The sequence below is a fragment of the Ferribacterium limneticum genome, from assembly GCF_020510585.1.
Classification (GTDB): Bacteria; Pseudomonadota; Gammaproteobacteria; order Burkholderiales; family Rhodocyclaceae; genus Azonexus.
In genome coordinates, this window is sequence record NZ_CP075190.1 from 3,258,794 (window position 1) to 3,277,351 (window position 18,558).

Sequence of the window (18,558 nt, forward strand, 5' to 3'; positions counted from 1 at the left end):
TCAACCGGGAAAAACGCCAAAAAACGAAATATCCAGTCGACCGGGCAAGGCCGGCCGATCAGGCCTCGGTCGGCGCCTTGCGGGCGGCGAGCAGCGAATACACGGTGGGCACGACGAATAGGGTAAAGAAAGTGCCGAGCAACAAACCGCCGACGATGACCCAGCCGATCTGTTGCCGTGACTCGGCCCCCGCCCCAGCGCTGAAGGCCAGAGGGACGGCGCCGAGGACCATGGCGCCGGTCGTCATGAGAATCGGCCGCAGGCGCAGATAGGCCGATTCGATGACCGCCTCTTTCAACGCCATGCCCTTTTCCTGCAACTGATTGGCGAATTCGACGATCAGGATGCCATGCTTGGTAATCAGCCCGACCAGCGTGACCAGGCCGATCTGGCTGTAGACGTTGAGCGTGCCGCCACTGAGCCAGAGGGCGAGCAAGGCGCCGGCCATCGACAGCGGCACCGTCAGCATGATGATGAAGGGGTCGCGGAAGCTTTCGAACTGGGCGGCCAGCACGAGGTAAATGAAGGCCAGCGCCAGGCCGAAGGTAAAGAGCAGCGACGACGATGATTGGCGGAATTCACGCGACTGGCCGTTGTAATCGGCGGCATAACCCGGCTTGAGAACCCGGTCGGCAACGCCATCCATATAATCCAGCGCCTCGCCCAGCGTGTAACCCGGGGCCAGGTTGGCGGTAATCGTCACGGCGCGGCGCTGGCCGAAGTGGTTGAGTTCGCGCGGGCTGATCGTCTCCCGGACATCGACCAGGTTTTCCAGCGAAATCATGCTGCCATCGCGACCACGTACATAAATATCGCGGATGTCCTCCGGATTGCGCCGCTCGACTTCGGCAACCTGGACGATCACGTCGTACTGCTCGCCATCGCGCTTGAAGCGCGTGACCTGCCGGCCGCCGAGGAAGGTTTCCAGCGTCCGGCCGATGGTTTCGACTGGCACGCCCATGTCGGCCGCCTTGTCCCGCTTGACGTCCACCGACAGCTCCGGCTTGTTGAGCTTGAGGTCGGTATCGACGTTGGTCAGCGATGGATTCTTCGCCACTTCGGCGAGGATCTCACCGGTCACCTTCTGCAATTCCTCGTAGGGCGCAGCGGTCACGACGACGAAATTGACCGGCCGTTCACGCGGGCTCTGGCCGAGCGATGGCGGGGTAACCGGGAAGGCCATGACACCGGGAATAGCGGCAAATTTGGGGAACAACTCCTTGGCGATTTCCGGCGAACGACGAGTGCGATCATTCCAGTCGGTCAGGCCGAGAATGGAAATCCCCTGGCTGACCGTCGGATTGCCGGCCACGACGAAATAGCGCTCTGCGTCCTTGGTCTGGCTGTATATACCTTCGATCTGGCGGGCGTATTTTTCGGTGTAATCGAGCGTTGCCCCCTCCGGGCCGAGGAACATGCCGAAAATGATGCCACGGTCCTCGACCGGCGCCAGTTCGGACTTCAGCGCCTTGAGCAGAAAGCCGCAGGAGGCGGCGACGATGACGAAACCAACGAGCACGATCCAGCGGTGGTTCAGCGATGCGGTCAACACCCGTTTATAGCCAGAATTCAACCAGTTCAAAAAGCCTTCAACCATCAGGAAGGCCTTGCCGTGTTTCTCTTCATGCTTGAGCAGCACCGAGCACATCATCGGCGACAGGGTCAGCGCGACGAAACCGGAGACGAGCACGGCGCCGGCCAGGGTCAGGGCGAATTCGATGAATAGTTTGCCGGTGCGCCCGGTCATGAAGGCGACGGGGGCATAAACCGCGGCCAGCGTCAGGGTCATGGCGACCACCGCGAAGCCGATTTCCTTCGAGCCCTGCAAGGCTGCCTGCAGGCGCGGCATACCCTCCTCGATGTGACGGAAGATGTTCTCCAGCATGACGATGGCGTCGTCGACGACGAGGCCGATGGCCAGGACCAGTGCGAGCAGGGTCAGCGTATTGATCGTGAAACCGAGCGCAAACATGATGCCGAAAGCACCGATCAGCGACACCGGGATGGTAACCAGCGGAATCAGCGTCGCCCGAACATTGCGCAGGAAGAAGAAAATGATCGCCAGCACCAGCAGGATGGCCTCGCCGATGGTCTTGAAGACCGATTCGATCGAGCGGTCGATGAATACCGACGAATCGTAGGACAGATTGGCGCTCATGCCTTCCGGCAGTTCGCTGGTGATTTTCGGCAGATCGGCGCGCAGCGCTTTCGACAGTTCGAGCGGATTGGCCGTCGCCTGCTTGATGACGCCGAGCGCCACGGCCGAACGCCCCTTGAAACGGACGGAGCTACGCTCCGATGCGGCGCCGATCTCGACCCGGCCGAGATCGTTGATACGGATCGGATAGCCGTTCACCGTCTTGACGATGACCGCCCCGAATTCCTCGGTCGTCTTGAGGTCGGTATTGGCCACCACGGAAAATTCGCGTTCGCGGCTTTCGATACGACCGGCCGGCACCTCGACGTTCTGCTTGCGCAAGGCATCCTCGACATCGGCCGGCGTCAGCTGGTAAGCCGCCAGCCGCTGCTTGTCGAGCCAGATGCGCATGGCAAACTTGCGGTCGCCGAAAACCCGCACGTCGGCCGCGCCGGGCAAGGTCTGCAAGCGTGGCTTGACGATGCGCGTGGCGACGTCGGTCACTTCCAGCGCCGAATGTTTGTCGGAAGAAAAAGCGATCCAGATCACCGGATTGGCGTCGGCCTCAACCTTGGCGATGACCGGTTCATCGACCTCATCCGGCAACCTGTTGCGAACGCGGGACACCCGGTCACGAACATCGGAAGCGGCCGAATCGGGCGCCCGCTCGAGCTTGAAACGCACCGAAATCTGGCTGCTTTCAGCCCGCGAAATGGAAGTGATCACTTCCACACCTTCGATCCCGGCCAGCGAATCCTCAAGCGGCTTGGTCACCTGCGACTCGATAATTTCGGCCGAGGCGCCGCGATAGGTCGTATTGACCGTGACCACCGGCTCATCGATTTTCGGATACTCGCGTACCGGCAGCCGGGTGTAGGAAACGATGCCGAGCAGCATGATGACCAGCGACAGCACGGTCGCGAAGACCGGCCGCTTGATGCAGATCTCGGAAACTTTCATTTGCTGGCTGCCGTCCCGGCCACAGAAGCCTGCGGCGCCCCCTCACCGACCGGACGCACCGCGGCGCCTTCGCGCAGTTTCAACTGGCCGGCCGTGACGACTAGGTCGCCGGCAGCCAGTCCTTCCACGACTTCAACCTGCGCCGTCCGCCGAACCCCGAGCTTGACCTTGACCAGGCTGGCCTTGTCGTCGACAACCTTGAAAACCGCCGGCTGACCGCCCGGCACGATGGCTTGCTCGGGCACCATGAGCACGGCCTTGCGCTCGCCGAAAAGCAGTCGGACGCGAACGAACATGCCGGGTCGCAGCTTGCCCTTGGCGTTGTCGAGCCGGGCGCGGGCGGAAATCGAGCGGCCGTTCTGGTCGACCAGTGGGTCGATGGCGTCGAGCACGGCCTTGAAGCGCTCGCTGGGCAGAGCATCGGTCACCACCTCGACGCTCTGGCCCTTGCTGATGCGGCCGAGATAGGTTTCCGGCAGCTTGAAATCGACGCGCAAGGTGGCGACATCCTCGATATTGATCAGGTCCTGGCCGTCCTTGAGGTAATCGCCGACGCTGACGTTGCGCAGGCCGACCATGCCGGTGAATGGCGCCTTGATACGCATCCTGGCGGACTTCGCCTCGGCCAGCTGGACAGCTGCCTCCTGGACCTTGAGTGTGGCCGCCGAGCTGTCGAGGGCCTGCTGACTGAGGAATTTCTTGCCGACCAGCTCGACATTACGCTCATAGCTGCTTTTGGCCAGCGCCAGATTGGCCCGGGCCTGTAGCAACTCTGCATCCTGGATCGCGGCATCGAAAACAACCAGCACCGTTCCCTTGGCGACGATGGCGCCATCCTTGAAACCAATGGAGGCCACGCGCCCGGCTATTTCGGGGCGCAGCACGACGGATTCGTTCGATTTCAGAGTGCCGACAGCTGCCACGTCATCGGCAAAATCGCTGGCCACCACTCGCGCCACTTCAACCGCCGTCGGAGGGCTGGCCGGTGCTGCACCACCGCCCGGCTTGCCCTGCGCTCCGGTCGGCACCGCTGGCCCGGCGGCCGGCGCCCGATTGGCGGTATAGGCGTAGTAGCCCAGGCCAGCCAGGCCGGCAAGCGCAATGGCGATGATTCCGAAACGGGTATTTTTGTTCATGGCATTCGGCAAATGTTCGAACTGACCGGGCAGTCAGCAATAGCCTGAATTGTAACGAACCGGTTGAAATCGCAGAAAAAAATCAGCCGCCGATGCCGGGCAGGAATTCGGGCAATTTTGGCGGTTGACCGCAAGAGGCACATTCCGCTTCACCTTCCGGCTCGAAAGCCGCCTGGCAAGAGCCGGCACCTCCATCCTGCCAACCCTTCTTCAAGGGCACCACGCTGACGAAGACGACGCCAGCCCGAACCATATTGAGGTATTCGGCAACACTCCGCGACACGTCGATGATGCGTTTGCGGTGTTTGGGATGCATGCGGTCATTGACCTTGACGATGGCGCAACGGTCGTTGTCCACTCGGCGAACCGCGAGCATGGTGCCGAGCGGAAAGCGATTGCTGGCGGCGGTAAATTGCTGGACGTCGAAACGTTCACCGCTGGAAGTCTTGCGCCCCTGAAAGCCCGAGCCATAAAAACTGGCGTGACCGCGCAGGCCGGGGACGCCATCCTCAAGCAGATCGGCCGCCCCGAATGCGGGGGCCAACTCGGTTTGGCGCGGAGAATGCCGCACCGGTTTCTTGGCATGTCTGGTTGCCGCCGCTTTATGCACCACTTTATGCGACGGCTTCTTGCTCGCCGCCCAGACGGTCGACGAAACATTGACCAAAAACAGGCCGCAGACGAACATCGCCGCGACCCGCCACAGCCATTTACACGACAATAGTCTGCGCTTCGTCACCCGAGCGCGCCCGGATTTGGCCGATGCAATAAACCGCCTCGCCCTGCGCCTTGAGTTCGGCCATCGCGGCGTCGGCATCAGCCGCGGCAACAACAATGACCAGACCGATACCGCAATTGAAGACGCGATGCATTTCGTTCTCGGCCACATTGCCTTCGGCCTGCATCCAGTCGAACAGCTTGGGACGCGGCCAGGCGGCCTTTTTCAGCTCGGCGACGACATTTTCCGGCAGCACGCGCGGCACGTTTTCGAGCAGGCCGCCGCCGGTGATGTGCGCCATGCCCTTGATCGCGACCTTTTCCATCGTGGCCAGCACTTGCTTGACGTAGATGCGGGTCGGCGCCATGACGACGTCGGCCAGGGTGCGCTCGCCATCAAACTTGGCATTCATGTCCGGGTTGGAACGTTCGATAATCTTGCGGACCAGCGAGTAACCGTTGGAGTGGGCTCCAGAGGAAGCCAGGCCAAGCACCACGTCGCCAGCAGCGATCGACTTGCCGTCGATAGCCTTGGATTTTTCAACGACGCCAACCGCGAAACCGGCCAGATCGTATTCGCCAGCCGGATACATGCCCGGCATTTCAGCGGTTTCGCCGCCGATCAGCGCGCAGCCGGCCAGTTCGCAGCCCTTGGCGATGCCGCCAACGACGGAGGCGGCGGTATCGACATCAAGCTTGCCGCAGGCAAAGTAATCGAGGAAAAACAGCGACTCGGCGCCGAGGACCAGAATGTCATTGACGCTCATGGCGACCAGATCCTGGCCCACCGTGTCGTGGCGGTTCAGGTCGAAAGCCAGGCGCAGCTTGGTGCCGACGCCGTCGGTCCCGGACACCAGAACCGGTTCCTTGTAGCGCTTCGGCACTTCGAACAGCGCGCCGAAGCCGCCGATGCCACCGAGCACGCCTTCGCGCAGGGTCTTGCGGGCAAGCGGCTTGATACGTTCGACGAGGGCATCGCCCGCATCGATATCGACGCCGGCATCACGGTAGGAGAGGGAAGTGTTCTGGGTCATGGTCAATTAGGCGCCAAGGGGCAGCAAACGCTGCTGGAAAAAACGGCGATTTTACCCGAAACCGCCAAGCTCCCCTAACCGCCCGGCCAGCCTCGCCATTCCGGCCATCTGGCACAAAAAGTCCATTCCCACGGTCAACCGGAAAAAACAGCCAAATTTCAAATCGCGCGCCTGACCCGAAAAGACCGCCGGACGCTCTGCTAAAATCACGGGTTCGAATTTCCGGCGCCGGCCGATTGCTCATCGGCGCCCGTCCCGTGGAGAAAGCTCAATGTACCAGTCCCCCCTCATCCAGGATCTGCACGATCGCGGCCTGATCGCCCAGATCACCGACGCAGCTGCGCTCGACAAGCTGCTGACTGAGGAATCGGTAACGCTCTATTGCGGCTTCGACCCGACGGCGGACAGCCTGCACCTCGGCCACCTGGTCCCCGTGCTCATCCTCAAGCGCTTCCAGGAAGCCGGCCACAAGCCGATCGCGCTGGTCGGCGGCGCCACCGGCATGATCGGCGACCCGAGCTTCAAGGCGACCGAGCGCAAGCTCAACACGCCGGACGTCATCGCCACCTGGGTCGACAAGATACGTGGCCAGGTGGAGCCCTTCCTCAAGTTCGACGGCGCCAACGCGGCCATCATGGCCAACAACTACGACTGGTTCGGCGGCATGAACTGCCTCGAATTCATGCGCGACATCGGCAAGCATTTCTCGGTCAACGCCATGATCAAGAAGGAATCCGTGCAGCAACGCCTGCAGCGCGAAGACCAGGGCATTTCCTACACCGAGTTCTCCTATAGCCTGCTCCAGGGCTACGATTTCGCCGAACTCAACAAACGCTACGGCTGCGTACTGCAGATCGGCGGTTCCGACCAGTGGGGCAACATCGTCGCCGGCACCGACCTGACTCGCCGCCTGCACCACAAACACGTCTTCGGCCTGACCCTGCCGCTGATCACCAAGGCCGACGGCACCAAGTTCGGCAAGACCGAATCCGGCGCCATCTGGCTCGACCCGAAAAAGACCTCGCCCTACGCTTTTTACCAGTTCTGGCTCAACACCAGCGATGCCGACGTCTACAAGTTCATGAATTTCTTCACCTTCCTGCCGGTCGCCCGCATCGCCGAAATCGAAGCCACCGACAGGGCCAGCGGCAACAAGCCGGAAGCCCAGCGCATCCTGGCCGAAGAAGCGACCCGCCTGGTGCACGGTGAAGTCGCCCTGATGGCCGCCCGCCGCATCACCGACAGCCTCTTCCACGGTCAACTGGAAAATTTGACCGAAAACGACCTCGAGCAACTGGCCCAGGACGGCATGCCCGGCGTCCAGCTGGAAAAAGCCAATGGCGGCCTGATCGATGCCCTCGTCGCCGCCGGCCTGGCCAAATCGAAATCCGAAGCGCGCGGTTTCATCCAGAGCGGTAGCGTCGCCATCAACGGCCAAAAGGCCGAGGCACTGGATCACCAGATCGCCGACGAGGAGCGTCTGTATGGCCGCTTCACCATCCTGCGCCGCGGCAAGAAGAACTACGGCCTGGTCAGCTGGCAGTAAGCGGTTTTTGTACGCGTGCTGGACCAAAGTGTTACAGCGCGTAAATGCACTAAACGTGAAGCATTTCCGGACGTTAATGAACTTACCGGGTAGATTTTCCGGTAGAGAGTTACCGAAGGAGATGCGCCATGACCTATTTAAGCCCCAGCCAAATCAGGTCGCTTGCCGAAACCTCAGCGACAGCGGCCAACTACCTTGACGCCTGCGACAACGGCGCAAAATTCGTTCGACTGGACCCGGCTTATTACCAGGCATGTGCTCGCCTGCTGACGAGCATCTTTACCGTGATCGATGCCGTGGACACATTCCCGGACCTGCTCAGCCAGTCACCATCAGCCCGCAGCACCGCAGAGTCGCTCGAAATGGAACACCATCTCAGGATCAGCCGAACCGGCTACTACCCGCGGCTGGCGGCCATCCTGGCACGCGCTTCGGTATAAAACCCGGGCTCGCTTCCGGACAGGAAAGCCTGGACGGGCCAGAAAAACGCCATCGGGAACTGCGGCACCGGTCTAAATGGGTGCCGTAGTCGGGAGCAATGCTAGAATTTCGCCCCCGTCCCCTTTCCCTATCCCGATGCGCCAGCTGATTCTCGATTTGCTGCCCGAAAGCTCGCCCACGCTGGATAACTTCGTCGCTGGCGGCAATGCTGAAACGGTGGCCTTGTTTACCCAATGGCTGGCCGGAACACGAACCGACACCTCGTTCTGCCTGTGGGGAGAAGCCGGCTCGGGATGCTCGCATTTGCTGCAGGCGAGCGGCTTTGCCTATGTCGACGCGGCCCTCGACCCGGCGCTGAAAAGCGCAACAACCGCGGATCAACTGGCTGTCGACCACGTTGAAGACCTCGACGAAACCGGCCAGATCGCCCTCTTCAACCATTTCAACCGTCTGAAAATGGCCTCCGGAATGTTGTTGACCGCAGCAGCGCAGCCGCCGGCCCACCTCAAGCTGCGCGAAGATCTGCGTACCCGCCTCGGCTCCGGCCTGATATGCCGCCTGCAACCGCTGTCCGACGCGGAAAAGGCCGAAGCGCTGGCCACCCAGGCCAAAGAACGCGCCCTCAAGCTGACGCCGGAGATCATCGACTACCTGATGCGCCACGCCCCGCGCGACATGCGCACGCTGTCGGCCATTGTCGTCGCCCTCGACCAGTACACGCTGGAACAAAAGCGCGCCGTCACCCTGCCGCTGCTCCGCGAACTGCTGCAATCTCCACAGGACTGATGCAACGCCGGCTGTTACCCTGTGCGCAACGCCAAACTCGGGAGCGCCCATGAGTCATAGCCAGTCACCCACCGGTACCTGCCAGGTCTGCGGCAATTCCTTCCCGACCAGAGAACTGATCGCCGCGCCGCTGATCCGCGCCAATATCGCCAATGCCATCCGGGCCGAGCATCCCGAGTGGTCGCCCGCCAGCGCCATTTGCCAGCCGGACCTGGCGCGCTATCGCGGGCAATACATCCACTCCCTGCTGATTTCGGAAAAAGGCGAACTATCGGACCTGGAACACGAGGTTCTGCACAGCCTGCAAACCCACCAGACACTAGCCGCCGATATCGAAAGCGATTATGCCGAAAAATGGAATCTCGGCGAGCGTCTGGCCGACCGGATCGCCACCTTTGGCGGCAGCTGGACCTTCCTGATCATCTTCGGCCTGTTCATCGCCGCCTGGATCATGATCAACTCGCTGGTCCTGTACTGGCGCCCGGTCGATCCCTTCCCGTTCATCCTGCTCAATCTCGTGCTCTCCTGCCTGGCCGCCGTCCAGGCGCCGGTGATCATGATGAGCCAGAACCGGCAGGAGGCGAAAGACCGCCTGCGTGCCCGCAATGACTACCAGGTCAATCTCAAGGCCGAGCTCGAAATCCGCCAGTTGCATGAAAAAATCGACCATCTGCTGTCGCACCAATGGGAACGCATGATCGAAATCCAGGAAGTCCAGCTCGATCTGCTCAACGAATTGCGCCGTCCCCGGTAAACTACCTACCAATCAAAACTTGCCCCAAAACCCATGAACCTTGCCCTCTTCGACCTCGACAACACCCTGCTCACCGGCGACTCCGATTTTGAATGGGCGCAATTCCTGATCAGCAAGGGCGTCGTCGACCGCGAGTTGCAGGAAGCCAAGAACATCCAGTTCTACGAGCAATACAAGGCCGGCACGCTCGACATCTACGAATTTCTGAATTTCCAGCTCGCTCCGCTGACCCGCCATGCGCGTGAAGAACTCGACGCCTGGCATGGTGAATACATGACCCGACACATCCTGCCGATCATCGGCCAGCCAGCCCGCGCCCTGGTCAAACGCCATCTCGACGCCGGCGACCTGTGCGCCATCGTCACCGCCACCAACAGCTTCGTCACCGGGGCAATTTGCCGCGAATTCGGCATTCCGCACCTGATCGGCACCATTCCTGCGGTCAACCCGGAAAATGGCCAATTTTCAGGATCGCCCAGCGGCACGCCGTCTTTCCGCGAAGGCAAGATCGAACGCGTCGAAGCCTGGCTCGAATCGCTCGGCCTGTGGTGGGGCAGCTTCGCCGACAGTTATTTCTACAGCGACTCGCATAACGACCTGCCGCTGATGACCAAGGTCAGCACGCCGGTGGCCGTCGATCCGGATGAAAAGCTGCACGCGCATGCCAGTCAAATGGGCTGGAAAATCATTACTTTGCGGTAGAATCCGCCTTTTCCCGTAGCGTCCAGAACGCTCATTGAACGGTAATACGTGATCCGCAAATTCATATCCCGCGTTTTCAGCGGCAAGAAGCCCAAGGCCGGCAAGCACGAACCGGCCGTCATTCCCGTCTCCAGTCACGGCATCACCCGCGACCGCATTAGCAGCGGCAGCCGGCGCGTTTGCGAAACCCTGCAGGGTCAAGGCTTCAAGGCCTACGTCGTCGGCGGCGCCGTACGCGACCTGCTGATCGGCGCCGTGCCCAAGGACTTCGACATCGCCACCAACGCGACGCCGGAAGAAATCCGCCGCGCTTTCCGCCGTTCGCGCATCATCGGCCGCCGCTTCCAGATCGTGCACGTCATGATGGGTCAGGAAACGTTGGAGGTGACCACCTTCCGCGGCATGCTCGACGAAAAGACGAAGACCGACGAACACGGCCGCGTGCTCCACGACAATGTTTTCGGCAGCCATGCCGACGACGCCGCCCGCCGCGATTTCACGGCCAACGCGCTGTATTACGACCCGGCCACCGAAGCCGTCATCGACTATCACCACGGCGTCGGCGACCTCAAACAGAAAACCCTGCGCATGATCGGCGAGCCGCGCGCCCGCTATCGCGAAGACCCGGTCCGCATGCTGCGCGCCGTCCGCCTCGCCGCCAAGCTCGGCCTGTTCATCGACCCGGAAGCCAAAAAGCCGATCCGCGAAATGGCCAGCCTGCTCGAAAACGTGCCGGCCGCCCGCCTCTTCGACGAAATGCTCAAGCTGCTGACCTCAGGGCATTCGGTCAAATGCATCACCCAGTTGCGCGACGAAGGCCTGCACCACGGCCTGCTGCCGCTGCTCGACGTCATTCTCGAACAGCCGATGGGCGAGAAGTTCGTCATGCTCTCGCTGAAAAATACCGACGACCGCATCCGTCAGGAAAAAGGCGTCTCACCCGGCTTCCTGTTCGCCACACTGCTCTGGCACGAAGTCCTGGCTCACTGGGAAAAGCTCAAGGCCAAGGGCGAGGCAAAGATTCCGGCGCTCTACCAGGCGATGGACACCGTCATCGACGTGCAGGGCGAAAAACTCGCCATCACGCGCCGTATCGCTGGCGACATCAAGGACATCTGGGCCCTGCAACCGCGCTTTGAAGCGCGCGCCGGCAAGCGTCCCTACGCCCTGCTCGAACAGCCGCGCTTCCGCGCCGGCTACGATTTCCTCGTCCTGCGCGCCGAATCCGGCGAAGTCGACATCGAACTGGCCGAGTGGTGGACGCGCTTCCAGAAGGTCGATGGCGAAGAGCGCGCCGAAATGCTGCAACCCGAGCAGGCCGGTGACAAGAAGCGCCGTCGCCGCAAGAAAAAACCGGCCGCCGAAGGTAGCTCGCCCACCCCCGCAGAATGAACACTGCCTACGTTGCGCTGGGCGCCAATCTGGGCGACCCGGCGGCCACCGTGCTCGCTGCCTTCGCCGCCCTGGCCAACCTGCCGGAAAGCCGCGTCACCCATAGCTCCTCGTTGTACCGGACGGCGCCGGTCGGGCTCACCGATCAGCCCGAATTCGTCAATGCGGTAGCCGAACTGGAAACCACACTGGCCCCGGAAGCCCTGCTCGCGGCACTGTTTGACATCGAAGAACGCTTCGGCCGCATCCGCGCTGAAAAGAACGGTCCGCGCACGCTCGATCTCGATCTGCTGCTCTACAACGACCAGTTCGTCGATCTGCCGCGCCTGACCCTGCCGCACCCGCGTCTGCATCTGCGCGCATTTGTGCTCCAGCCACTGGCTGAAATCGCGCCGCAACTCGCCATTCCCGGGCGCGGCACCGTCGCCGCCTGGCTGCCCGCCGTCGCCAACCAGGGTATCGTCCGGCTATGAGCATTTTCGGTTTCCACATCCCCGTGCTCTGGCAGACGGTGACGTTGCTGGCCCTGTCGAACGTCTTCATGACTTTCGCCTGGTATTCGCATCTCAAGCACCTCAACGACAAGCCATGGTGGATCGCCGCGCTGATTTCGTGGGGCATCGCGCTGTTCGAATACCTGCTGCAGGTGCCGGCCAACCGTATCGGCAATACCGAGCTCAGCCTCGGCCAGCTCAAGATCCTGCAGGAAGTCATCACGCTGGCCGTCTTCGTGCCCTTCGTCGTCTTTTACATGAACCAGCCGCTCAAGCTTGACTACTTGTGGGCAGCTCTGTGTATCCTAGGCGCCGTCTATTTCGTTTTCAGGACCTGAATGTCTGCCCAAGTCGCTACCCGCCGCCTGACCCAGGCCGATCTCGCCAAGCTCTATCAAGCCGGCGAGAAGGTCGTCATGTTCACCTGCTACGACGCCAGCTTCGCCCGTCTGCTCGATGGCGCCGGGGTCGACTCGATCCTGATCGGCGACTCGCTGGGCAATGTCATCCAGGGCCACGACACGACGCTACCGGTCACCGTCGCCGACATCGCCTACCACACCGCCTGCGTCAAACGCGGCTCGGACCACGCTTTCATCATCGCCGACATGCCTTTCGGCAGCTATCAGGAATCGCCGGAGCAGGCCTTCCGCAACGCCGTCACGCTGATGGCGGCCGGCGCCCAGATGGTCAAGCTCGAAGGCGGCCAGGAAATGGCAAAAACGGTCAAATTTCTGGTTGACCGTGGCATTCCGGTCTGCGCGCACGTCGGCCTGACGCCGCAATCGGTCCATGCACTGGGCGGCTACAAGGTCCAGGGCAAGGGCGAAGCGGCGGCGCAAAAGCTCAAGGACGACGCCTTGGCCGTGCAGGATGCCGGCGCCACGATGATCGTCCTCGAAGCCATTCCGGCCGTGCTGGCCGCCGAAGTCACCGCCAGCCTGCATATCATCACCATCGGCATCGGCGCCGGCAAGGACTGCTCCGGCCAGGTCATGGTGCTGCACGACGCTTTCGATATCCCGCCCGGCAAGAAGGCCAAGTTCGTCAAGAATTTCATGGACGGCGCCGGCAGCATTCACGATGCTGCCTGCCGCGCCGTTGCCGCCGTCAAGGACGGCAGCTATCCGGGCCCGGAACACACTTACTCAGCTTAAAGCCATGCAAATCATTTCCGCCATCGCCGACCTGCGTGCGGCGCTCAAGGGGCGCGGCCGCGTCGTTTTCGTGCCGACCATGGGCAATCTGCACGCCGGCCACATCAGCCTGATGGAACAAGCCCGGGCCCACGGCGATACTGTTGTCGCCTCGATCTTCGTCAACCGCCTGCAATTCGGCCCGAACGAGGATTTCGACAAGTACCCGCGCACTTTCCAGGCCGACTGCGACAAGCTGGCGGCAGCCGGCGTCGATGTCCTGTTCGCGCCGACAGAAACCGATCTTTACCCCGAGCCACAGGAGTACACGGTCGAGCCGCCGGCCATCCAGAACATCCTCGACGGCGAATTCCGCCCCGGCCATTTCCGCGGCGTCGCCACCGTCGTGCTCAAGCTATTCAATATTGTCCAGCCGCAGGCCGCCGTCTTTGGCAAGAAGGATTATCAGCAGCTCATGGTCATCCGCAACATGACCCGCCAGCTGGCCTTGCCGATCGACATCATCGGCGGCGAAACGGTGCGCGCCGAGGATGGCCTGGCCCTTTCTTCACGCAACGGCTACCTGAACGCGAGCGAGCGCGCCGAAGCGCCGCGCCTGTATCGCTTGCTCAACGAAATCCGCGCCGCTATCCGGGCCGGCGAAAACGACACCGTCAAACTGGAAAATGCCGCCCTTTCGACACTGGCCGCAGCCGGCTGGATGACTGATTATGTTGCAGTGCGACAACAAGCCGACCTGTCTATGCCAAAAGGCGTAAACGCCCCGCTGGTGGTGCTTGCCGCCAGTCGCCTGGGAACGACGCGGCTCATTGATAACATTGAGATTTGACGCGGCAAGAGTATCCATAATTACGGCCATTGACAGCCGGGCCATTGTCGTTACAATGCGCTTCCCCCAACTGTCTGGATGAGTGAAACCATGCAGAGAACAATGCTGAAATCCAAGTTGCACCGCGTGACCGCAACCCACGCCGACCTGCACTACGAGGGTTCCTGCGCCATCGATGAAGACCTGCTTGAAGCGGCAAACATCAAGGAATACGAACAGATCGACATCTGGAACGTAAACAACGGCGAGCGTTTCACCACCTATGCCATCCGTGCCGAACGCGGATCGGGCGTCATCTCCGTCAATGGTTCAGCTGCCCGCCGCGCCGCGCCGGGTGACATCCTGATCATCGCCACCTTCGCCGTCTATAACGAGGTCGAACTGGCCCGTCACGAACCCGATCTGATCTACGTCGATTCGCAGAACCGCATCACGCGGCGCGGTCACAAGATTCCGGTGCAAGCCGCCGCCTGATCGCAAAAGTAATTCATGCCCATTGAAAACCCGCCGCTCGGCGGGTTTTTCTTTTGTGTAAAATACATCAAAAAAATTTACATAAATTCAAAAATCTACATCGATCGTGGAGACAAACATGGGCATTGTTTTCGCCAAGACCCCGAAGGGGCATGACGAAATCACCTCGAAGACCGGCGGGCTGTCGCCGCGGGTCAGACGGGTATTGATTTTCGTTGATGGAAAAAGGACCGTCGACGACCTGCGCGGAATGTTGCAGTCGGACGACTTGCAGCACACGCTGGGCGCGCTGGAAGAAGAGGGCTACATCGAACTGGCCAGCGTCTCCAACGCTGCCGGAAAACCCGTGGCGCCCCAGGTGCCGCTGGCGTCGATCACTGCCTTCGGCGAACTGCCGGCCAGCCACGATCCGGTTCGCCTGCAAAAGGCACGCAATTTCATGAGCAACACGCTCAATGCCTTCGTCGGCGCCCTCGGCAACAGTTCTCTGCTCGACCGCATCGAACAGGCGAGTGGCCATATCGAGCTACGTGCCATGTACGACGAGTGGTATCACGCCATTGTGATGTCACGCGAAGGCAAGCGCGAGGCGGAAAGCCTGCGCGCCAAGCTGCTCGCCGTTATCTGACAAAGACGGGGCCGCAAGCGGCCCCGTCTAATCTCAGCTTTCCGAAGGTTCAGCCGCCACCTTCGCCTTGCGCGGACGTGACGGACGCTTGGCCTTGGCCGGTTTCGCCTCGCCCTCGACTCCGGTGGCAGAGCTTACGGCGACCACGACAGGCGACTCGGCAACCGGGGCGGCAGACTCTTTCATCGCATCCGTCTTGCGCGGACGGCGACCGCCGCGGCGCGGCTTGCTTTCCGCCTTTTCAGCGGGCGCAGCGTCGGCGACTGCCGGCTGAGAGTGGCTGTCAGAGGCCGCACTGACCGGCAAAACTTCAGGCGCAGAAAACGCCGGCTCGACCGGCTCGCTGACCGCACGATCCTTGCCACCGCGCGAACGCCGACCGCCACGACGGCGGGCGTTGCCGGAGACTTCCGGCTCGGCTGCCGGCGATTCCATTTTTGGCTCATTTTCCGGGTTGACCGTAAGAACCTGCTCGACCGGCAACTCGGCACCCATTTCGGCCTCACCCGAAGCCGGTCGGCCCTGCCCGCGGAAGACGAAGGCGCCCTTGTCGTCGCGACCAAAGCCGAGCAAGCCACGGCTGGCGGCTTCTTCGAGCAGATTGCCGAAGGTCCTGAAACCGTAATAGCTTTCGTTGAATCCGGGGTTGCGGCGCTTGACGACCTCCTTGAGGACCGAGGCCCAGATGCGCTCGCTTTCACCGCGGTCGGCCATCAGGTCGACGAAGGTGGCGGCGACGAGATCAACCGCCTTGGTCTTGCGTTCTTCCTGCTTCTGGCTGCGCTTGGCTTCTTCTTCCGGCGAGCGCTTGGGCGCTTCGCGGTCACGCCGCGCGTTGCCACGGCTTTCGCGGTCGCGGACGAGGTCGTCGTAGTAGATGAACTCGTCGCAGTTGGTGACGAGCAGGTCGGAACACGACTGCTTGACACCGACACCGATGACTTTCTTGGCGTTTTCGCGCAGTTTGGAGACGAGCGGCGAAAAATCGGAGTCGCCGGAGATGATCACGAAGGTATCGACGTGGGCCTTGGTGTAGCAGAGGTCGAGGGCATCGACGACCATGCGGATGTCGGCCGAGTTCTTGCCGGACTGGCGGACGTGCGGGATTTCGATGAGCTCGAAATTGGCTTCGTGCATGGCCGACTTGAAGGCCTTGTAACGATCCCAGTCGCAATAGGCTTTCTTGACCACAATGCTGCCCTTGGCGAGCAGGCGCTCGAGAATCGGCTTGATATCGAACTTCTCGTAATTGGCATCGCGGACGCCAAGGGCAACGTTTTCGAAATCACAAAAGAGCGCCATGCTGGCGTTGTCGTTGGCTGCGGCCATGGAATGCTTTCAACTTGAAGAGGCGTCAGTATACCGCCGACACCGTTCTCCCCGATGCCTCAAGTAATTCCGCTTTTTTAGCGGGCATCAAAGATTGCGCCTGCCCCCGCGACCTACCATCCGTCGGCCAAACAATTTCCGAAAGGGGGAAAACAATGAGTGGCGCTTTCACCAAATCGATGGCGCGGAACATATTTTACGGGGGGACCGTCTTCTTCTTCCTGTTGTTCCTCGCGCTGTCCTTCGACACCCATACGCAACTGCCTAAACGCGACATGCGGGCCAATATCACGCCGCAAATCGCCGAAGGCAAGAAGCTATGGGAAGTCAATAACTGTATCGGTTGCCACACCCTGTTGGGTGAAGGTGCCTATTTCGCCCCGGAACTGGGTAACGTCATCGTTCGCTACGGCGACGAAGGCGTCAAGGCTTTCATCCAGAGTCGTCCGAAAGAAGGCATCCCGGGTCGCCGCAGCATGCCTCAGTTCAATTTCACCGACGAGCAGCTGAATGCCATCGTGGCCTTCCTGAAGCACGTCAATTCGATCAACACCGCCAACTGGCCGCCTAACAGCCAGGGCTGATCGAGAGGAGAACTGAACATGCAATATAAATCCCAAGCGGTTGCAAAACCCTACTTCATCGCGGCAATCGGTCTGTTTGTCGGTCAGATCCTGTTCGGCCTGATTCTTGGCCTGCAGTATGTGCTCGGCGACTTCCTGTTCCCCGCCATTCCGTTCAACGTGGCCCGCATGGTCCACACCAACCTGCTCATCGTGTGGCTGCTCTTTGGCTTCATGGGTGGCGCCTACTACATGATCCCGGAAGAATCCGAGACTGAACTGTTCAGCCCGAAACTGGCGCTGATCCTGTTCTGGACCTTCCTGGTCGCCGGGGCGCTGACCATCGTCGGCTATCTGGCCGTGCCGTACGCCACGCTGGCTGAGCTGACCGGTAACAACATCATCGAAACCATGGGCCGCGAGTTCCTCGAACAGCCGCTGCCAACCAAAGTCGGTATCGTGATTGTTGCACTGGGCTTCCTGTTCAACCTGACCATGACCATGCTGAAGGGCAAGAAGACTGCCATTTCCATGGTGCTGATGATTGGTCTGTGGGGCTTGGCTGTCTTCTTCCTGTTCTCTTTCTACAACCCGGTGAACGTCGTTCTCGACAAGTTCTTCTGGTGGTGGACGGTGCACCTCTGGGTGGAAGGCGTATGGGAACTGATTCTTGGCTCCTTCCTGGCTTTCGTGCTGATCAAGACGACCGGCGTTGACCGTGAAGTGATCGAAAAGTGGCTCTACGTCATCGTCACCCTGACGCTGATTACCGGCATCATCGGTACGGGTCACCACTACTTCTGGATCGGTACGCCGGAATACTGGCAGTGGTGGGGTTCCATCTTCTCCGCTCTGGAGCCGATTCCCTTCTTCGCCATGACCGTCTTTGCCTTCAACATGGTGAACCGTCGTCGTCGCGAGCATCCGAACAAGGCTGCCGTTCTGTGGGCGCTGGGCACCGGTGTAATGGCTTTCCTGGGCGCTGGCGTGTGGGGCTTCCTGCACACCCTGGCTCCGGTCAACTACTACACGCACGGCACGCAGATCACCGCGGCGCACGGCCACATGGCTTTCTATGGCGCCTACGCCATGGTCAACCTGATGATGATCTCGTATGCCATGCCCATCCTGCGCGGCCGTGCTGCCAACAGCAACAAGTCGCAAGTGCTGGAAATGTGGTCGTTCTGGCTGATGACCACAGCCATCGTCTTCATTACGCTGTTCCTGACCGCCGCCGGCATCCTGCAAGTCTGGCTGCAACGCGTATCCGACACCCCGCTGCCGTTCATGGTGGCGCAGGACAAGATCGCGCTGTTCTACTGGATGCGCGAGTGGGCCGGTGTAATCTTCCTGATTGGCCTGATCATCTACATCACCAGCTTTTTTGTTGGTGGCAAAGAAGAAAAGGCAGCCTGACCAGTAGTTTGGTCAAGTAGCTAGCCAAGGCGCGGTTCTTCGGAACCGCGCCTTTTTTATGGC

The 18,558-nt window shown here is 61.0% G+C and carries 19 protein-coding genes; 14 read left to right on the forward strand and 5 right to left on the reverse strand.

All coding sequences use genetic code 11. From position 1 onward, the window contains the following. Nucleotides 1–58: 58 nt before the first annotated feature. From KI613_RS15635 to purM, 4 genes are all read right to left on the reverse strand, one after another. Complete coding sequence (locus KI613_RS15635) at nt 59–3,097, reverse strand: efflux RND transporter permease subunit (protein ID WP_226401063.1); 3,039 nt, start codon at nt 3,095–3,097, stop codon at nt 59–61. Then, entirely contained in the window at nt 3,094–4,233 is a 1,140-nt protein-coding gene (locus KI613_RS15640; protein ID WP_226401065.1) for an efflux RND transporter periplasmic adaptor subunit, read from the reverse strand. Before KI613_RS15640 ends, KI613_RS15635 begins: the two co-directional genes overlap by 4 nt. An 82-nt stretch (nt 4,234–4,315) precedes the next feature. After that, the gene (locus tag KI613_RS15645; protein WP_226401066.1) at nt 4,316–4,954 is read right to left on the reverse strand and encodes a septal ring lytic transglycosylase RlpA family protein; all 639 of its coding nucleotides are present in this window, start codon (nt 4,952–4,954) and stop codon (nt 4,316–4,318) included. Continuing rightward, complete coding sequence (gene purM / locus KI613_RS15650) at nt 4,944–5,984, reverse strand: phosphoribosylformylglycinamidine cyclo-ligase (protein ID WP_226401068.1); 1,041 nt, start codon at nt 5,982–5,984, stop codon at nt 4,944–4,946. The genes KI613_RS15645 and purM overlap by 11 nt, the downstream gene beginning before the upstream one ends. A 271-nt stretch (nt 5,985–6,255) precedes the next feature. Between purM and tyrS the strand changes: the two genes are divergently transcribed. The 12 genes from tyrS to KI613_RS15710 all read left to right on the forward strand — a co-directional run bounded on the left by tyrS (nt 6,256) and on the right by KI613_RS15710 (nt 15,187). Next, nucleotides 6,256–7,530 (forward strand): tyrosine--tRNA ligase, encoded by a 1,275-nt coding sequence (gene tyrS / locus KI613_RS15655; RefSeq protein WP_226401070.1) that lies wholly within the window; start codon nt 6,256–6,258, stop codon nt 7,528–7,530. Nucleotides 7,531–7,658: 128 nt separating this feature from the next. Then, nucleotides 7,659–7,970 carry a hypothetical protein gene (locus KI613_RS15660; RefSeq protein ID WP_226401071.1) on the forward strand — a complete coding sequence of 104 codons (312 nt, stop codon included), beginning with the start codon at nt 7,659–7,661 and terminating at the stop codon, nt 7,968–7,970. A 136-nt stretch (nt 7,971–8,106) separates the two neighbouring features. After that, on the forward strand, nt 8,107–8,757 hold the full coding sequence (gene hda / locus KI613_RS15665; protein WP_226401073.1) for a DnaA regulatory inactivator Hda: 651 nt from the start codon (nt 8,107–8,109) through the stop codon (nt 8,755–8,757). Nucleotides 8,758–8,806: 49 nt separating this feature from the next. Continuing rightward, complete coding sequence (locus tag KI613_RS15670; RefSeq protein WP_226401075.1) at nt 8,807–9,511, forward strand: DUF1003 domain-containing protein; 705 nt, start codon at nt 8,807–8,809, stop codon at nt 9,509–9,511. Between the two features lie 33 nt (nt 9,512–9,544). Beyond that, nucleotides 9,545–10,213, forward strand: coding sequence for a histidinol-phosphatase (locus tag KI613_RS15675; RefSeq protein WP_226401077.1), 669 nt, complete (start codon nt 9,545–9,547; stop codon nt 10,211–10,213). Nucleotides 10,214–10,261: 48 nt separating this feature from the next. Next, complete coding sequence (gene pcnB / locus KI613_RS15680; protein WP_226401079.1) at nt 10,262–11,605, forward strand: polynucleotide adenylyltransferase PcnB; 1,344 nt, start codon at nt 10,262–10,264, stop codon at nt 11,603–11,605. Next, entirely contained in the window at nt 11,602–12,078 is a 477-nt protein-coding gene (folK, locus tag KI613_RS15685) for a 2-amino-4-hydroxy-6-hydroxymethyldihydropteridine diphosphokinase (RefSeq protein ID WP_226401081.1), read from the forward strand. The genes pcnB and folK overlap by 4 nt, the downstream gene beginning before the upstream one ends. After that, nucleotides 12,075–12,437 carry a DMT family protein gene (locus KI613_RS15690; protein WP_226401083.1) on the forward strand — a complete coding sequence of 121 codons (363 nt, stop codon included), beginning with the start codon at nt 12,075–12,077 and terminating at the stop codon, nt 12,435–12,437. Before folK ends, KI613_RS15690 begins: the two co-directional genes overlap by 4 nt. Next, nucleotides 12,438–13,256 carry a 3-methyl-2-oxobutanoate hydroxymethyltransferase gene (gene panB / locus KI613_RS15695; RefSeq protein WP_226401085.1) on the forward strand — a complete coding sequence of 273 codons (819 nt, stop codon included), beginning with the start codon at nt 12,438–12,440 and terminating at the stop codon, nt 13,254–13,256. Between the two features lie 4 nt (nt 13,257–13,260). Further along, nucleotides 13,261–14,085, forward strand: coding sequence for a pantoate--beta-alanine ligase (gene panC, locus KI613_RS15700; RefSeq protein WP_226401087.1), 825 nt, complete (start codon nt 13,261–13,263; stop codon nt 14,083–14,085). Nucleotides 14,086–14,175: 90 nt separating this feature from the next. Beyond that, nucleotides 14,176–14,559: an aspartate 1-decarboxylase gene (gene panD / locus KI613_RS15705; protein ID WP_226401091.1), complete on the forward strand. Its 384-nt coding sequence runs from the start codon at nt 14,176–14,178 to the stop codon at nt 14,557–14,559. A gap of 118 nt (nt 14,560–14,677) precedes the next feature. Then, nucleotides 14,678–15,187 carry a hypothetical protein gene (locus tag KI613_RS15710; protein ID WP_226401093.1) on the forward strand — a complete coding sequence of 170 codons (510 nt, stop codon included), beginning with the start codon at nt 14,678–14,680 and terminating at the stop codon, nt 15,185–15,187. A gap of 33 nt (nt 15,188–15,220) precedes the next feature. On the opposite strand, the gene KI613_RS15715 is transcribed toward KI613_RS15710, so the two are convergent. Next, nucleotides 15,221–16,516, reverse strand: coding sequence for an NYN domain-containing protein (locus KI613_RS15715; protein ID WP_226401095.1), 1,296 nt, complete (start codon nt 16,514–16,516; stop codon nt 15,221–15,223). A 155-nt stretch (nt 16,517–16,671) separates the two neighbouring features. Between KI613_RS15715 and KI613_RS15720 the strand changes: the two genes are divergently transcribed. Both KI613_RS15720 and KI613_RS15725 read left to right on the forward strand, forming a co-directional pair. Further along, the gene (locus KI613_RS15720) at nt 16,672–17,100 is read left to right on the forward strand and encodes a c-type cytochrome (protein WP_226401097.1); all 429 of its coding nucleotides are present in this window, start codon (nt 16,672–16,674) and stop codon (nt 17,098–17,100) included. Between the two features lie 18 nt (nt 17,101–17,118). Beyond that, the gene (locus tag KI613_RS15725; protein ID WP_226401099.1) at nt 17,119–18,495 is read left to right on the forward strand and encodes a cbb3-type cytochrome c oxidase subunit I; all 1,377 of its coding nucleotides are present in this window, start codon (nt 17,119–17,121) and stop codon (nt 18,493–18,495) included. Nucleotides 18,496–18,558: the final 63 nt, after the last annotated feature.

Excerpts from the sequence above, each read along its gene's own strand:
- tyrS (WP_226401070.1), top strand. The coding sequence starts at position 6,256 with ATGTACCAGTCCCCCCTCATCCAGGATCTGCACGATCGCGGCCTGATC.
- KI613_RS15670 (WP_226401075.1), top strand. The coding sequence starts at position 8,807 with ATGAGTCATAGCCAGTCACCCACCGGTACCTGCCAGGTCTGCGGCAAT.
- panC (WP_226401087.1), top strand. The coding sequence starts at position 13,261 with ATGCAAATCATTTCCGCCATCGCCGACCTGCGTGCGGCGCTCAAGGGG.
- KI613_RS15690 (WP_226401083.1), top strand. The coding sequence starts at position 12,075 with ATGAGCATTTTCGGTTTCCACATCCCCGTGCTCTGGCAGACGGTGACG.
- KI613_RS15720 (WP_226401097.1), top strand. The coding sequence starts at position 16,672 with ATGAGTGGCGCTTTCACCAAATCGATGGCGCGGAACATATTTTACGGG.
- panD (WP_226401091.1), top strand. The coding sequence starts at position 14,176 with ATGCAGAGAACAATGCTGAAATCCAAGTTGCACCGCGTGACCGCAACC.
- KI613_RS15635 (WP_226401063.1), bottom strand. The coding sequence starts at position 3,097 with ATGAAAGTTTCCGAGATCTGCATCAAGCGGCCGGTCTTCGCGACCGTG.
- KI613_RS15725 (WP_226401099.1), top strand. The coding sequence starts at position 17,119 with ATGCAATATAAATCCCAAGCGGTTGCAAAACCCTACTTCATCGCGGCA.
- KI613_RS15710 (WP_226401093.1), top strand. The coding sequence starts at position 14,678 with ATGGGCATTGTTTTCGCCAAGACCCCGAAGGGGCATGACGAAATCACC.
- purM (WP_226401068.1), bottom strand. The coding sequence starts at position 5,984 with ATGACCCAGAACACTTCCCTCTCCTACCGTGATGCCGGCGTCGATATC.
- folK (WP_226401081.1), top strand. The coding sequence starts at position 11,602 with ATGAACACTGCCTACGTTGCGCTGGGCGCCAATCTGGGCGACCCGGCG.
- KI613_RS15675 (WP_226401077.1), top strand. The coding sequence starts at position 9,545 with ATGAACCTTGCCCTCTTCGACCTCGACAACACCCTGCTCACCGGCGAC.
- KI613_RS15715 (WP_226401095.1), bottom strand. The coding sequence starts at position 16,516 with ATGGCCGCAGCCAACGACAACGCCAGCATGGCGCTCTTTTGTGATTTC.
- KI613_RS15660 (WP_226401071.1), top strand. The coding sequence starts at position 7,659 with ATGACCTATTTAAGCCCCAGCCAAATCAGGTCGCTTGCCGAAACCTCA.
- hda (WP_226401073.1), top strand. The coding sequence starts at position 8,107 with ATGCGCCAGCTGATTCTCGATTTGCTGCCCGAAAGCTCGCCCACGCTG.
- panB (WP_226401085.1), top strand. The coding sequence starts at position 12,438 with ATGTCTGCCCAAGTCGCTACCCGCCGCCTGACCCAGGCCGATCTCGCC.
- KI613_RS15640 (WP_226401065.1), bottom strand. The coding sequence starts at position 4,233 with ATGAACAAAAATACCCGTTTCGGAATCATCGCCATTGCGCTTGCCGGC.